Source organism: Candidatus Hydrogenedentota bacterium (genome assembly GCA_019695095.1).
Classification (GTDB): domain Bacteria; phylum Hydrogenedentota; class Hydrogenedentia; order Hydrogenedentales; family SLHB01; genus JAIBAQ01.
Map to the genome: position 1 here is coordinate 25,731 of JAIBAQ010000037.1, position 14,134 is coordinate 39,864.

At 56.9% G+C, this 14,134-nt stretch carries 11 protein-coding genes; 10 read left to right on the forward strand and 1 reads right to left on the reverse strand.

The genetic code is table 11. From position 1 onward, the window contains the following. Positions 1-167 precede the first annotated feature (167 nt). Complete coding sequence (locus K1Y02_08610; GenBank protein ID MBX7256409.1) at positions 168-1,187, reverse strand: methyltransferase; 1,020 nt, start codon at positions 1,185-1,187, stop codon at positions 168-170. Between the two features lie 137 nt (positions 1,188-1,324). Here K1Y02_08610 and K1Y02_08615 point away from each other — a divergent pair, with 137 nt between their 5' ends. From K1Y02_08615 to K1Y02_08660, 10 genes are all read left to right on the forward strand, one after another. After that, entirely contained in the window at positions 1,325-2,500 is a 1,176-nt protein-coding gene (locus K1Y02_08615; protein ID MBX7256410.1) for a hypothetical protein, read from the forward strand. Beyond that, positions 2,491-3,573: a hypothetical protein gene (locus K1Y02_08620; GenBank protein ID MBX7256411.1), complete on the forward strand. Its 1,083-nt coding sequence runs from the start codon at positions 2,491-2,493 to the stop codon at positions 3,571-3,573. Before K1Y02_08615 ends, K1Y02_08620 begins: the two co-directional genes overlap by 10 nt. Before the next feature lie 43 nt (positions 3,574-3,616). Next, positions 3,617-4,285, forward strand: coding sequence for a corrinoid protein (locus tag K1Y02_08625; GenBank protein MBX7256412.1), 669 nt, complete (start codon positions 3,617-3,619; stop codon positions 4,283-4,285). A 51-nt stretch (positions 4,286-4,336) separates the two neighbouring features. Further along, positions 4,337-5,233, forward strand: a complete 897-nt coding sequence (locus K1Y02_08630) for a homocysteine S-methyltransferase family protein (GenBank protein MBX7256413.1) — start codon at positions 4,337-4,339, stop codon at positions 5,231-5,233. Between the two features lie 20 nt (positions 5,234-5,253). Next, positions 5,254-6,624, forward strand: a complete 1,371-nt coding sequence (locus K1Y02_08635; protein MBX7256414.1) for a hypothetical protein — start codon at positions 5,254-5,256, stop codon at positions 6,622-6,624. A 76-nt stretch (positions 6,625-6,700) separates the two neighbouring features. Then, complete coding sequence (locus K1Y02_08640; protein ID MBX7256415.1) at positions 6,701-7,459, forward strand: hypothetical protein; 759 nt, start codon at positions 6,701-6,703, stop codon at positions 7,457-7,459. A gap of 168 nt (positions 7,460-7,627) precedes the next feature. Beyond that, the gene (locus K1Y02_08645) at positions 7,628-9,571 is read left to right on the forward strand and encodes a right-handed parallel beta-helix repeat-containing protein (protein ID MBX7256416.1); all 1,944 of its coding nucleotides are present in this window, start codon (positions 7,628-7,630) and stop codon (positions 9,569-9,571) included. 174 nt (positions 9,572-9,745) lie between these two features. After that, a complete protein-coding gene (locus K1Y02_08650) occupies positions 9,746-11,605 on the forward strand; it encodes an FAD-dependent oxidoreductase (protein MBX7256417.1) in 1,860 nt (619 codons plus the stop codon). A gap of 109 nt (positions 11,606-11,714) precedes the next feature. Then, positions 11,715-12,644, forward strand: a complete 930-nt coding sequence (locus K1Y02_08655; protein MBX7256418.1) for a glycosyltransferase — start codon at positions 11,715-11,717, stop codon at positions 12,642-12,644. 34 nt (positions 12,645-12,678) lie between these two features. Then, positions 12,679-13,962: an ATP-grasp domain-containing protein gene (locus K1Y02_08660; GenBank protein ID MBX7256419.1), complete on the forward strand. Its 1,284-nt coding sequence runs from the start codon at positions 12,679-12,681 to the stop codon at positions 13,960-13,962. Positions 13,963-14,134 lie beyond the last annotated feature (172 nt).

A 14,134-nucleotide genomic window follows, 5' to 3' on the forward strand; every position in this document is an offset into this window, starting at 1 on the left:
ACTTTACTTCTGAAGAACCCCCATCGAGATTGCCCTGACGAGCAACCGAATGTGCAAAGACTACCCAGTTGAGAGAGCCTCCTTCAACTCCCTCCACACATACTGCAGCACGGTCCAGTCGACCCTTTCTTCGCAGAGACCGATCAGTCCACTCGGGCCGCCTTGTCCTACACGGCTTCCAGAGGCTTTTCCCATGCCTCGAACACTGCCGCAATATTCTCAAATGGGTCATTGACGCCCCATTCGCATTGGGCGATGACGCCGCCTTGACCGTCGTCGAGTGCGCGGCGGACGCGGCGGACGGCGTTGCGGACATCGTCGGACGTGCCGAACGGCATGATGCGTTGCCGGCAGATTTCTCCCCAGAAGGTGATCTTTCCTTTGAACGTCTTGCCTAGTTCTTCGATGTCCATGCAGAACAACTGGCTGTTGATTGCATCCACACCAATTTCGATCAAGTCGGGAATGATGGCGCGAATATGGCCGTCGGAATGCATAAACACGTATTTGCCGGAGCTTTTGATGATCTCGCAATACTCGCGGTACAACGGCTTGAATAGCTCGCGCCATAGGTCGGGATCGATGAGCAGATTGCTTTGCGCGCCCCAGTCGTCCATGAAACTCACGGCGTCGACTTTGGTGTTGGCCCACATCTCCAGTTCGCGAATGTTGAAATCGTGAATCATATTTCGCAACCGGAAGAACTCGTCGGTTTGCATGAGCACGTCGGCAAGCATGTTTTCGGTGCCGCGCAGAAACTGCATGCGTTCGAACGGGCGCACGTGGGTGCCGGCGCGCATGAACTTGTCGGTGGATTGGCAGTAGGCGTTGGTTGCCGCGAGATCGACTCCTTCCAGCAATTCCCACGGCGGGGTGTAACCGTCAAGCGCCGACCAATCCGCGAGCGGGGGATTCTTCACTTCGCCGGAAACACCGACTTCGCCGACGGTCCATTCGCAACCCCATTCGTCGGTGTAGGTGCCAACAACGCCTTCCGTGCCTTTCTGGCGGAGTGATTTGCCATAGCGGAAGAGTGGCGCGCCGATATCCGAAGGATACAGCTCGTACATGCGTTTAAGTTCATTGGCTCGATTCAGGCGCACGCCGGGAAGTGTCCAGAGATCTCTGGGCACACGGTCCGGACGGTCTGATTCAAGTGCCTTGACGACACGTTCGCGCGAAGTCATGATATTTCCCCATTACGGTTCGAGGCCAACATGGTGCGCGTCGGGGTCACCATGCAGCTAATTCACAAGCGGGCCGACGCTGTAATTACAATTCGAGGTGGGAGTATAGCATCTCGCAGGGGGAGGATGTTAACGGCATGGATTACGCCGAGATACAGACGATGATTTCAAGGCGGGGGGACGACGCAAAGGTTGCTCTGGCAACGACTAACGGTCTTACCTTGCGGGAGCGATTCAGGCGAACGATGTCATTTCAGGAGGTCGACAGACGGCCCAATTTTGAGTTTGGTTATTGGGACCGAACGCTTCAGGTCTGGCATCGGCAGGGTTTGCCTGAGCATGTCGTGGATGAAGCATCGGCATACGAGTACTTCGGCATCGAGAGTTGGCACATGATCGGGGCGCATTCGAATCCGGTGCCTCGTTTTGAGGCGTCGGTATACGAAGTGCGGGGCGATTATTACGTGTTTCGAGATCAACTGGGGTGCATCGCGCAGATAAACAAGTTCGGAGATCAGTCGATCCCTCACTTCATCGATTTTCCGGTGAAAGATCGTGCTTCATGGATGCCCTACCTGGAGTTGCTCGAGGTGGACCGGCCTGAGCGGTGGACTGGTTTTGAAGAGTCGATTGCCACTGCAAAGGAGACGGACAAGCCGGTGGGTGTTTATGGGGGGAGCCTACTTGGTGTACCGCGCAATTTGATGGGGTTTGAGCGAATCGCCACGATGGCATACGAGGATCCAGATTTCCTGGCGCACATCGTCGATGCATTTGGCTCGTGTGCGGTGGGCGTGCTTGAGAGGGTGTTGTCCCGCGTTGAAGTCGATTTCTGCATGGGTTGGGAAGACATTTGCTTCAACATGGGGCCGATTGTACCGCCGGAGTTTATGCGAGCGGTGGCGGGTCCGTGGTACCGGCGAATCGCGGATTTGCTCGCCGCGCACGGTTGCACGGTGTATACGTCGGATACGGATGGCAACATTCTCCCGATCATCGACACCTTTCTGGACAACGGGCTCACCACGATGTTCCCCGTTGAGGTGCATGCGGGGACGGATCCATGTATGATACGGGCCAAGTACGGTAAGCGTGTGAAGCTTTGGGGGGGAGTCTGCAAGCTTAAGCTCGCGGAATCGCGTGCGGCAATCGATGCGGAGTTGGATCGTTTGAGGCCGTGTGTCGAAGAAGGGGGATTCATTCCGGGCGTCGATCATCGCGTGCCAGCCGATGTTCCGCTCGCGAATTACCTCTACTATCTTGATCGCAAACGCGAAGTGCTCGGGGTCGGAGGGGAGCCCAAATACGCATGATGACCAGTGTAGAGCGTATACACAATATTCTGAAGCGCAAACCTGTCGATCGAATCGGCGTTTTCGAGCATTTCTGGGGCGACACCCACAAGAAATGGAGTGCCGAGGGGCGCATCAACGCGATGGAATCGATGGAGGATCACTTCGGATTTGACCTGCAACTGTGCTGGCCCTTCAATGCAGTCGCCAAACTCGATTTCGAACCCGAGCTCGTTGAGGAGACCGAAGAAACCATACTTGTGCGCGACGGTAACGGGGCGGTATTGCGGCGGCACAAGCTGCATGATACGACTCCGGAGCACGTCGACTTCTTAGTGAAGGAGCGGGCCGGTTGGGAAGAGCACATCAAGCCGTATCTGAAAGCGGATCGCGCGCGTATCGATTTCGCGGCGTACCGCCGCATCAAGCAGGAAGCGGCCGCGCGCAACCGGTTCTTCGCGTGGTGCGGATGCAATGTATTCGAGTTGATGCATCCCGTTTGCGGGCACGAGTACATGCTGATGGGCATGGCCGTTGACCCTGAATGGATCTGCGAGATGGTCGACACGTATGCGCAGCTCACCATCGACTTGATGGAGATTTTGTTTGCGGAAGAAGGCGCTCCCGACGGAGTGTGGTTCTACGAGGACATGGGATTCAAGGGGCGGCCCTTCTTCTCGTGCGACATGTACAAAGAGATTGTGCAGCCGGGGCACTGCAAAACCATCGACTATGCGAAGTCGAGGAATTTGCCGGTGGTAATGCATTCATGTGGTTATGTGGCTCCGCTGGTACCGGGGATGATTGAAGCAGGCATCGACTGCCTCCAAGTGATTGAAGTCAAAGCCGGTATGGATCTGCTGGAGCTTCATCGCCAGTATGGCGACCGCCTGTCGTTTATGGGGGGGATTGACGTCAGAGTCCTGTATTCGAATGACAAGGAGCAGATAGCGCGCGAGTTGGAGGCCAAAGTGCCTGCCGTGAAAAGCGGGTACGGGTATGTGCTTCACTCCGACCATTCCATACCGGATCAGGTAGAGTATGACAGTTACCGGTTCTTTGTTGACCGGGGACTTGAGCTAGGGCAATATTAAGTGTGTTTGTCTCTGGGAGAAAGGAGACAGGAAGGGGAGCCTTATGTCTGAAATCATCGAACGAATTGCGCAATGCATTGAACGGGGGAAGGTCAACGCCGCGTCGCCGTATCCGCCGGATCTCAAAGGTCAAGACGGTGCGGACGAACTAACGGCCGCCGCGCTTCAGATGGGGATTCCCCCGAGTGATGTGTTGGGCCAGGGATTGGTTATCGGCATGAACGCCATCGGTCGCAAGTTTAGTGAGAACAAGGTGTTTGTTCCGGATTTGCTGATGGCATCCAAGGCGATGCAGGCGGCCATGAAGCACTTGAAGCCTTATTTTGAATCGGGGCAAGCGCAGCATCGCGGTACGTTCATAGTCGGTACAGTTCAGGGCGACTTGCACGATATCGGCAAGAACCTTGTCAGCATGGTCATGGAAGGCGGCGGCTGGGAAGTCATTGACCTCGGGGTCGACGTCAATGCCGACAAGTTCTTGAATGCGCTGAAGGACCATCCGAAAGCGGTAGTGGGCCTGAGCGCGTTGCTCACGACGACGATGGTTAATATGGAGAAGACGGTTGCCGCGATTCGGCAGCAGAGCCCGGATACGGTCGTCATCGTCGGCGGTGCTCCGCTTACGTCGGAATTTGCGAAGAAGATTGGCGCGAACGCCTATTTCCCCGATCCGCAGGGCGCACTCGATTATCTGACCGGCGTGGCTGCGTAGTGCGTGGCGCGGGCAGGCTCCGCCTGCCGCGCAGAAGGGACAGTCGTGTCTATGAAGACATTGCGCGAAGAGATTGCCTCCGGGAAAGTACTGGTATCCGATGGCGGATGGGGAAGCTTTCTCGTGGCTGCCGGTCTGCAACCAGGGGAATGTCCCGAGTTGTGGAACGTCTCGCATCCCGATGTGGTGCGTGACATTGCGAAGCAATATGCCGATGCCGGCGCCGACATGGTGATGACCAACAGTTTTGGCGGGACACGAATAAAGCTGGAAGCCTACGGGCTTGCCGATCGTGTCGCTGAATTGAACGAGGCGGCCGCCCGGTTGTCGCGCGAGGTTGCGGGCGACTCTGTGCACGTATTGGCATCAGTCGGGCCTACCGGGAAGTTCTTGATGATGGGCGATGTGACCGAGGACGAGCTCTACGCGCAATACAGCGAGCAGGCCATCGCGCTGGAACGCGGCGGCGCCGATGCATGTAGTGTCGAAACGATGTCCGCGTTGGATGAAGCGGGCATCGCGGTGCGCGCGGTGCGCGAGAATACCAAACTCGAGGTAGTGGCATCGTTCACGTTCACCACGCAAACCGATACCGGGTATCGAACCATGATGGGTGTGGGCGCGGCGGACATGGCAGCCGCCATGCTCGAAGCAGGCGCTCACATTCTTGGCATCAATTGTACGTTGGGACCGCGCGAGATGGTCAGCGTGGCGCGCGAGCTTCGCGCTGCGGCGCCTCAGACGCCCATTCTCGTTCATCCCAACGCGGGCAGTCCTATTCGCGGCGACGACGGTTCGGTGTCTTATCCAGAGACGCCGGAGTCGATGGCCGCGTGCGTACCGGATTTGATAAATGCTGGGGTCAACATCATAGGGGGGTGTTGCGGCACGGGCCCGGCTCATATTCGCGCTATTGCGCAAGCGGTGGCAGCGGCTAGAGGCGCTTAGGTCGCCTGGAAGGTTCCGTGATGCGTTTCTTTTCCTCTTTGGCAGTGCCGGAGGCACGTGCCCTTGTATTTGGTGTTTGTCCCAATCCTGTTCGCGTCACTCCACACATTACCGTGGGCAGCGGGGAGACGATCCCCGAGGTCAACTACATACTTCCTCACGGCAGCGAGGTAAGCGCGTCTACCATAGACGATGTCGTGACCTTGTATGCGCGAATGGCCGAAGGCGTGTTGGAGCGCGCCTACGATCTCGGCATTGCCAAGCTGATCATCGAAATCGAGCTCGTGTTTGAGTTGACCCTCAATCCATCGTGGGGCGCGCGTGTGATCCGCGTTACCCGTGAAGCCATGGATCGGTACGAGGCCAAGGGCGTCCATTCGGCGCTTCGGACGACGGTTGCCGATATACGCGACCGAGTCAGGCCGCCACGTTTGCGCACGAGCGACGAGACGCGACTTGTGTTTGAGTGTTTTGAGGCGTGCGCGGCAGACTCTGACATTCTGTCCATCGAATCAACCGGAGGTAAGGAAGTCTCCGACGATGCTTTGCTGAATTGCGACATCGGCGGTGTGTTGTTCGCGATGGGTACGCTGGGCTCGAACGACATGGAGTTCTTGTGGACAAAGATCTGCAAGATTGCCGATACGTACGGCAAGGTCGCGGGGGGCGATGCAGCCTGCGGTTTTGCGAATACGGCCATGCAGCTTGCTCGCAAACGCATGCTGCCGACTGTGTTTGCGGCGATGGTGCGCGCAGTCGGGGCGGCGCGATCGCTGGTCGCAATCGAATGTGGCGCGAAGGGACCCGACAAGGACTGCGCGTACGAAGGTCCGGTGCTGAAAGCCATCGCGGGGATTCCCATCGCGATGGAAGGCAAGTCCGCGGCGTGCGCGCATTCGAGTCCAGTCGGCAATGTGGCGATGGCTTGCTGCGACACGTGGAGCAACGAGTCCGTGCCGTTTGTGCAGCTATTCGGTGGGTTCTCACCAGAGGTATCGCTTGAGCAGCTATGGTACGACTGCAAGTTGATGAACGAGGCCACGCGATCCGGCGACGCGGTGCGCGTACGCGATCTGCTCACGTTGTCGGACGTGCGGACGAGTGCCGAAGCGTTGGTGCTTGCACCAGAGTCGTGTATGCGCATTGCGAAAGCGATCATTTCGACACCGGATCGTTTGCAGCGGGCGCATCGGGCAGCGAAAGAGGCGCTGGCGATTATTGACGAGGCGGCGGGCGAGGGGCGTTTGTCGATCCCCGAAGTCGAGCAAAATTGGATAGGGATGATTCGAGCGGGCATGGATGAATTTGAGTCGCTTGGCGACGGGGCGGCCGCGCATTATGCCAAGCAGTACGCACACCTCTTCGTGCCTTCCGAATACGGTCTAACGTAAAGCTGGGAGCAAACCAGGAATCACGGGGGTATGCGGTCCTCCGTGCACCCCAGCGGAACCAGAGCATCGTATCGCCATGCAAACATACAACCTTGGCACGTGGCTCTTTGCACCCATTGCGGTAGGAATCATCGTCAGCGCATCAGCCGTCGTGCTCCAGCGTCGCGGAGAAGAGGCGCAGCAGAAGATGCCGGCCTATTCCCGGCACCTCAGGCTCCTCTTCTGGTCGGTCGTCTTTTTCTATTTGTTGGCCATTCTGGGCGGGCTTTCGTATGGGTTCATGACGACCGATGCAGCGCAAGAAGCGGGTGCGGCAAACCTGGACTCAGGCCAGGTAATTGCCTTGGAGACCATTTTCGGCCCGTTCAGGAATGCTCTGTGCGAAGGCTCAGCTACGACTGTCGCATCCGTCGCTGGAATTGTCTTCCTCATCAATGTATTGGGAATCCTCATATCTTACGTCCTGCCGGGGTTCTTCTTGGTGCCGGGTTTCCTTCTGCTCCTCTATGTGGGATGGACTCAAGGAAGGAGCCTCGCAGAGTGGGATGCATCCACGTTGGGTTCCATGCTGGGTTTCAGTTGGATGCTTGCTCTCGAGTCTTTTTCGTATGTACTCGGTACGGTTGCCGGTATGAATTTCTCATTGGCCCTTTTGGTCCGGTCATGGACGGGCAGAGATACGCGCGGGGCCGCCCTGCGCGCCGCCGGTTGTACCGCTTTGAAACTCTTTGGGCTTATTCTCGCCATTCTGTTCATTCAAGCCTTGAGTGAAACCCTCTACGTGCGGCAAGTCTTGCTGCACGGAGGCAGCGGAATTCCGTTGATGCCTTACTGAGTTCACGCATTTCCTGAAGGCTCTGCGGCGCAATCAGCCGTGCGATGCGAAGCGTTTCCGGCAGCAACTCCCATATAGCACAGGCAAGATCCGCTAGAATGCAGACTGCTACTGCCTAGGCAAACTCAGGTCGTGTCGATCCTGTGTTCCTGAAAGGAGACTCGCGTCGTGTTAAGAATTGTTGCTCGATACTGTTGGGTACCGGTCGCGTGCATCGGTTTTGCCGTGATATTGCACGCCACAGGATGCGCAAGTGCCCCGCATGGGAAGAATCTCAAGGAGGGTTCACACTCGTTGTTCGTTGCCCCTGGGGGCAACGACGCGATCAGCGGTGAACGACGCGCCCCATTTGCCACGCTTCACGCCGCACTCGACTCCACACGCAAACTAGGCACGGAAAGGCCGCGCCGCATCATGCTGCTTCCCGGTGAGTACTTCCTGGACGCGCCTCTAACGCTGAACGCCGCGGATAGCGGGCTCACCATCGAGGCTTCCAAGCGCGGCGACGTGACGCTGTACGGTGGAAAGCCAATCGCAGGATGGGAACGCGACGGCGATCGCTTCTGGAGCGCAAAGGTATCCGATGCGCAGCGCGACGCCCGAATGCTTGTCGTGAATGGCCGCTTCTGCAAACGCGCGCGCCTGCCTGAGTCCGGATACTTCGAGCATCTTACGGTCTTTGACGTGCCGTGGATGAGTACAACCGGCGGCGGATGGAAACGCAAACCCACCCACGAAGAACTGACCACGCTCACATACAACCCCGCTGATTTGGGGGAGTGGCTGGACGTACGAAGCGCTGAGTTGACGGTCTACCACATGTGGGACGAATCGGTAGTCGGTGTTGCGGCCAATGACGCGCAAGCTCATACGCTGACCTTCAGCAATGAAGCCGGGCATCCTGCCGGGGCATTCGGGGTGAAAAAGTATGTTGTCTGGAATGTGCGAGAGGGCATGACCCAACCGGGTCAATGGTACCTTGACCGTGCCGCGGGAAGAGTCGTGTATTGGCCGCTTCCTGGCGAGGATATGGAAAGCGCGGCGGCGATTCTGCCGACGATGGAATCCATTGTCGTTCTTGACTCCAAGAATGGTCCGGTGAAGAACGTGACCTTGCGCGGGTTAAGACTCTCCGTGACCAATACACCACTCAAAGCGGGAGGATTCGGGGCATCCGCTTTTGCGGGCGCAATTCAGGTTGGCAAGTCAGAGAACTGCCGCATCGAAGATGTGGGCATAGCGAACGTGAACGGCCAGGGAATCCAGACGTGGGGGAGTGATGGGCTTCTCATTGCGCGGTGTCACGTGCACGATACGGGTGCGGGAGGCATTCGCGCAGGCGGAGGTGTCGAAGTAAGCGACTGCCATATTCATCACGTGGGACGTACCTATCCCAGCGGGATTGCGCTTTCCGGCAACGAGGCGGAAGGGAAGAGCGTGCGTTTCCTGCACAACCTGATTCACGATACGACGTACAGTGGGATCGTGTGCGGCGGTGACAATCACGTGATCGAAGGGAACCACATCCATCACGTGATGCAGGAACTACATGACGGGGCGGGCATCTACGTTGGTTTTGGCAAGGGCATGCGTTTGGCGGGCAATTGGATTCACGACATCGAATCTGAAGGTGGTTATGGCGCGTCCGCGTATTACCTGGACGAACAGGCCGAGAACTGCGTCGTAGAGGGCAATCTTTCGACGGATTGCGCGTGGCCGTCGCACAATCACATGGCGAAGAACAACACGATTCGCAACAATGTGTTCATCTGTAGCGGTGACGCGAAGTTAACATTTCCTCGTTCTTCGGGATTTACTTTTGAGCGCAATGTCGTTGTTGTGAAAGGGCGACTCACCGTAACGAATCCCAACGCGATAGTATCGATGCCGAACAACGTTTTCTATAGTGAAAAAGGAAAGGTGGAGGGGATAGCGCTTGACCAGTACAAAGCGACGGATGCCACCGATTTGACGTTACGTGACGGGTCGGTGTGCGCGGACCCGAAGCTGGCCTCGTGCAAGAAAGGTCGGCCAGTGTTTTCAGATGCGCACTTGTTGCGTGCTCTGGGTATCAAGCCGGTTGATGTGCGCGATGTGGGACCGAGGCGCTGAACCGGGCTGTAGTCGAGGTATGCGTCAGTCTTAGTTTGCGCCAAACGCGGTAGATGAGCCCCGGTGCCACTGATAAGCAATCTGTGAGTTTTGGAGGAGTCGGTCGTGCGTAATTCACTGTCAGTGCTTGTGCTCATTACCACTGTCGCATTTGTGAATGGACAGGCAGCCGCGATTGAATCGCGCTCGTGCGACGTAATCGTAGTCGGGGCGACTCCAGGTGGAATTGGAGCGGCGGTAGCGGCGGCGCGACTGGGGCACAGCGTTGCGCTTTTCGAGTACTACGGGCATGTGGGGGGTATGTCGGCGAGCGGACTCGGGAAGTCGGACGTCGAAACGGCGGGGGCCATTGGCGGTCTTTGGGATGAATTCGTGGGCCGCGTGCTCGCGTATTATACGAAGACCTATGGCGCGGATTCAGAGCAGGTGAAGGCATGCCGTGGCGGCTATTTTTATGAGCCTTCTGTTGCGGAGCGAATCTTCAACGAGATGCTGGCCGAGCAACCCAAGATACACGTATTCCTGCGGCATCGGTTGGATAGCGCGGCACGAAGCGGGAAGCGCGTGAAATCAGTGCGTGTGACCAATCGCGAAACTGGGGAACAAGTCGAGTTCTCAGGAAAGGTTTTCATCGACGCGACGTACGAAGGCGATCTGGCGGCGTTTGCGGGAGCCGAGTATCGTCTAGGGCGCGAAAGCCGCGACGAATTCGACGAGGCGCACGCAGGTGTGATTTACATGGATCACACGACTCGCGCCCTGCTTCCCGGAACTACGGGTCTTGGCGACGACCGTCTGGTCGCGTACACCTACCGGCTGTGTTTTAGCTCCGATCCAGCTAACCGGGTCTATCCGGAAGTGCCGCCCGATTACGACCGCAAACGTTACTTGAATTATCTGCTCGACCTGAGGCTGGGCCGCATCAAATCGGCACTGCTTGCGTTGTCCATCGCTCCAATTCCGAATCAGAAGTATGACGTGAACATGAAGCCTTGGCCATTGGGCTTCCCGTTTGCGGAGGAAAACACGGGATATCCGGAGGCATCGTGGGCGGAACGCGAAGCGATTATGCAGCGCATTCGCAATATCACCCTTGGACTCGTGTACTTTTTGCAGAACGACCCTGAAGTTCCCGAAGCTGACCGTGAGGCGGCGCGTCAGTATGGGTTCGCAAAAGACGAGTTTACGGATAACGGTAGTTTCCCGTTTCAGTTCTATGTGCGCGAGGCACGGCGCGTTGTGGGTGAATATACGATCAGTGAGCGCGACCTGACCTATGCACCCGAGTCCTTTCGCGCGCCGGTCCATGCCGATAGCATTTGCGCGGGTGAGTTTCCCATCGATTCGTTTCCCACGCGCAAGTACGAGAGTGGTCACGAAGACGCGCTTGAAGGATACATCCTCATGCTGAATCGGTACACGCGTCCCTATCAGATTCCCTATCGCGCGATAGTCCCGAAGAAGGTCGATGGCCTATTGGCGCCCGTTCCCGCATCCGCGACGCACATTGCTTTTTCGTCGGTTCGACTTGAGCCGACTTGGATGTGCATGGGGCAGGCGGCGGGAGTAGCCGCGCATCTCGCAATCAAACAGCGCGTGCAGCCGCGCCACATTCCCGTGCAGGAACTTCAGGATATCCTGTTGTCGCAAGGCCAGGTGATTACATATTTCGACGACTTACCGAAAGACCACCCTGACTTTGCCGCGTTTCAACGTCTGGGAACGAGGGGGTTCTTCGATAGTTATCAGGCGAACCCAGAGGGTTCATTTCGCTATAGCGACGCCGACGTATGGGCGCGGCGTGTGCTTAAACTTGCAGGTGGCGATCCTTCAATCATGCTTCCTGAAGAACCCGGCGAATGCCTCTCGAATCCCGATCTCATGAGAATGATGCGAGTCATTTGCGATGAATTGCGAATCGGTGACGACGAAGTAGATGCGCTTTTGAACCTCATACCCGACTCGCAGGGTACGGCCACACGGAGAGTCGCTTGCGTGGTTTTCGATGGAGTACTTCGCGCGAAGAAGAACTGATTCGGATTTGCGCGTAACCGCTCGCCTTTGAGAAGCTTGGTTCGATTGACTCGCCAGAATCGCGAATAGTACCTTGAAGTCAGGTGTGGTTGGCTAAAAAGGAGGACGCATGTCGGAAAACACGCCGGTAGTCTCGGTGGTGGTTCCCATATTTAATGAGGAACCGAATATTCGTCCTCTTATCGAGCGTCTCACGGCAGCTTTAGAATCGAGTGGGCGAAGCTACGAGATTCTTGCCGTCGACGATGGCAGTTCGGATCGTAGTGTTGAGATTCTCAGGGAATTTCGCGCCCGCGATTCACGGCTGCGCATTATCCGGTTGAGCCGGAACTTTGGTCAGAGCCCGGCCTTGTTTGCGGGCTTTGCCAATGTCCGAGGCCAGATTGTGGCTACAATCGACGCCGATCTGCAGAATCCTCCTGAAGAGTTGCCGAAACTGATCGCCAAGATTGAAGAGGGCTATGACTTTGTTATCGGGTGGCGTCAACGGAGGCAGGATTCAGTCCTGCGCAAATTGCCGTCGCTGCTTCTGAATGCGTTGGTGCGTCGCCTGACGAAAGCCGGGTTCCGAGACATCGGGTGTTCATTGAAGGTGTTTCGACGTGAAGTAACTGACCGTTTGGCCCAATTCAATCACCGTTCCCGCTACCTGCCGGCTGAAGTAGCCTGGCTTGGCGTACGGACGTGCGAGGTTGAAGTGGCGCATAGCGAGCGCGCGGCAGGCACAAGCAAGTATGGCGTACTTCGGCTCTTCCGTACCGCGTTCGACCTTGTTACGAGCATTACGTCCGCGCCACTGCAGTTCATAGGGTTGGTGGGCTGGTTGTTTGCCATAGGCGGATTTGCGCTGGGGGCCCGGGTGGTCTACATCCGTATCGTGGACGGTGACATTAACCAAATGGGATCGGTGATAGCCGTGTTGCTGTTCCTGCAAGGCGTCCACCTGATAAGTATGGGCCTGATTTGCGAGTACATCAGCCGAATCTATATTGAAGTCCAGAACCGCCCTTATTACATCATCAAGGATATCATCGAGTGACGTTATTTACTTCGTCCGTTCGGGTGGTTCAGTCATGAACGTGTTTGTCTTTCCTACCCGCAACGAACCCGGTCTGGAAGCGGTACAGGCCCTCTCGAAGAGCAACAAGATCACCTTGTTCGGCGGCAGCAGTTACGAGAAGGTTCACGATCCGGCGCGCCACCTGCTCACGAACTATGTGTTATGCCCCGGGTATGACGAGCCGGACTTCGTGCCGCGCTTCCAGTCTATCCTCCGTGAGCATGCCATCGATATCGTACTTCCTGCGTGGGACCGGCTCGTTGCCGTCTTTTCCCAGTGGACGATGGAAGGTGTAACGTTTGTGACGCCGCGTGCCGAGATTGCCACGATGCTGCTGTCCAAGCGTAAAACCTATGAGCGGCTCAAGGGTAGTGTGCCGGTTCCACGCGTCTATAAGCCAGAGGATGCCTCCTTGCCAGTCTTTGCCAAGCCTGACGTGGCGAGCGGCTCCGTCGGCGGGATGCACGTGACGACGGAATCGCAACTGGCGGCAGCGGTGGAGAAGGGTTTGCTTCTAAGCGAATACTTGCCGGGGGATGAATTCACGGTGGATTGTATCAGTGACCGCCAAGGAGTGCTGTTATTTGCGAACCAGCGCGCGCGCAGCCGGATTGGTCAGGGCATTTCTTTGGGGACGTGCAGTGTGCATGACCCGCGCGTTGCCATGCATGTGGAGGCAATAGCGGCAACATTGCGGATTGAAGGTCCATGGTTCGCCCAGTTCAAATGCAACGAAGCTGGCGAGCCTGTTCTAATGGAGATCAACCCGAGGCTCGGAGGAAGCAGCGCCCAAACGCGACTGAGCGGAGTCAATATTCCCTTGATATCCGTCTTTCTGTTTGCCGGGTATCCGGTGCGGATCCCGCGATTGCGTTCGGACGTATTGTTGAATCGGAGTATGCGAAATTACACCGATGCGGAGGCTTTTGACTGGGTGATTTGGGACTGGGACGATACACTTATTCGAAGAGACGGGCGTCCCGATCCGGATGCGATGGGGTGTCTATACGATCTGAGGAACCGGGGCATCCGACAGGCCCTGTTTACGCGTAATCCAGAAGCAGAGTCCCTTATGAATGTCCACATGGTTCCGCGGATGTTCGAGGAAATCCGCGTCACCGACGACAAAGTGGGGGCATTGAAGGAATTCATGGCGCGCCGAAGCATTGACGCATCGCGTTTGGTCATGGTGAATGATTCCTTTCAGGAATTATTTGAGATTCAGGATAGCCTTCCACAGGTGCGGACGGTGACACCGGATGCGCTGGAAACGCTGGGGAGGGCGCCGCTGACGTGACGAATCATAAGACCGGACACCGTAATTCGTCTTGACTGGCCTCACGCAGACTCTTAGAATGAGGTTCGATAGTGAGGTATCGAGAGTGCGGAGCTCCGCCGCGCTGGACTCGATACGGGGGCTTGGTGACTAGAGAACCGGGCGCTGTGACATGCACTCGGAGGAAGAAGGA

Excerpts from the sequence above, each read along its gene's own strand:
- K1Y02_08630 (MBX7256413.1), top strand. The coding sequence starts at position 4,337 with ATGAAGACATTGCGCGAAGAGATTGCCTCCGGGAAAGTACTGGTATCC.
- K1Y02_08610 (MBX7256409.1), bottom strand. The coding sequence starts at position 1,187 with ATGACTTCGCGCGAACGTGTCGTCAAGGCACTTGAATCAGACCGTCCG.
- K1Y02_08640 (MBX7256415.1), top strand. The coding sequence starts at position 6,701 with ATGCAAACATACAACCTTGGCACGTGGCTCTTTGCACCCATTGCGGTA.
- K1Y02_08625 (MBX7256412.1), top strand. The coding sequence starts at position 3,617 with ATGTCTGAAATCATCGAACGAATTGCGCAATGCATTGAACGGGGGAAG.
- K1Y02_08655 (MBX7256418.1), top strand. The coding sequence starts at position 11,715 with ATGTCGGAAAACACGCCGGTAGTCTCGGTGGTGGTTCCCATATTTAAT.
- K1Y02_08635 (MBX7256414.1), top strand. The coding sequence starts at position 5,254 with ATGCGTTTCTTTTCCTCTTTGGCAGTGCCGGAGGCACGTGCCCTTGTA.
- K1Y02_08615 (MBX7256410.1), top strand. The coding sequence starts at position 1,325 with ATGGATTACGCCGAGATACAGACGATGATTTCAAGGCGGGGGGACGAC.
- K1Y02_08660 (MBX7256419.1), top strand. The coding sequence starts at position 12,679 with ATGAACGTGTTTGTCTTTCCTACCCGCAACGAACCCGGTCTGGAAGCG.